The sequence below is a fragment of the Desulforamulus profundi genome, from assembly GCF_002607855.1.
Window position 1 is genome coordinate 1 of sequence record NZ_AWQQ01000092.1, and the last position, 1172, is coordinate 1172.

Sequence of the window (1172 nt, forward strand, 5' to 3'; positions counted from 1 at the left end):
GGCAGGGATAAGTGCTGAAAGCATCTAAGCACGAAGCCCCCTTCAAGATGAGGTTTCCCACTACGCAAGTAGGTAAGATCCCATGMAGACTACATGTAGATAGGCCGGGGGTGTAAGCGCAGCAATGTGTTCAGCCGACCGGTACTAATAGATCGAGGTCTTGACCTAATTTGAGATGTGAGAAGTGAGAGGTAGGAAGTGAGAGCTAAACACCATCATTTCTCCTTAAGATACGACCTTACTTAAGAGCTGTTCAGTTTTCAGGGAATGCAAMGTTTGCTAAAGGGAAAAGCCTAAAAAGCTGAAGGCCGATGGCCGACGGCTGACGGCTAGACCCCAAAGAATTACCCAAAAGCATAAGATTTTCTGGTGGCGATACCGGAGGGGGTACACCTGTTCCCATCCCGAACACAGCAGTTAAGCCTCCAGGGCCGATGGTACTCGGGGCGCAAGCCCCTGGGAGAGTAGGTCGTCGCCAGAGTAATTTTAAACACCCGCAGTTATTGACTGCGGGTGTTTTGCATGTTTGGGAAAGCCGTTGATATTTGCTAAACAGCAACAACGAGTGATTCGCATGTTCTTGGAAATATCCAAAAAAGATATTTAAATACAAAATCACAACTAGTGATTCCTAATGAAGATTGGGATGAATTATAGCTGTCTCGTAAGAGACCGTAGTTTAATTTTTAACCGAAGTTTGGCGTAAAAATTTTCCAGTACCAGGCGTAGCAAGGGCTGAAGCCATACGCCAATAATATTTTTGGGACTACAATGTATTTTCTAAGGATTTTTTATCTGTTTTAATGCCTTTGGTTTTAATAATCTTTCGCAGTTAAAGAGTTTTGCCCATTCTTTTTGTTCCTCCGTCATTTCTGTTACGGTAAGTGAATAACCAGGGGTGCCTTTGATACCTACCTGATTTAACTGGCAGCTTTGTACTTGTTCCAAAACGTCTATAGGGGATATTGAATGACCGGCCTTTTTAAGTATGGCTCCATTGTATTTACCAGTAGGTAGGCCAAAATGCAAATGCTGACATGCACCTTGACTCGCTCAGGACGGGTTAAATGAATTGGCCTTAAGGCGAGTTGAGACTTCATTTCCCGAAAGACCTCTTCAATTTTATTTTTTGCTCTGTATCTCTGAATGACTTCAGCTTGGGGAATTGTTTC

The 1172-nt window shown here is 43.5% G+C and carries 2 rRNA genes and 1 pseudogene; 2 read left to right on the plus strand and 1 reads right to left on the minus strand.

The features are described 5' to 3' along the window. Window positions 1-168 (plus strand): 23S ribosomal RNA (locus P378_RS14785); the annotation flags it as partial. Between the two features lie 197 nt (window positions 169-365). Continuing rightward, window positions 366-481 (plus strand): 5S ribosomal RNA (gene rrf, locus P378_RS14790). A gap of 285 nt (window positions 482-766) precedes the next feature. On the opposite strand, the pseudogene P378_RS24305 reads toward rrf, so the two are convergent. Beyond that, window positions 767-1172: pseudogene (locus P378_RS24305) on the minus strand (transposase); the annotation flags it as partial.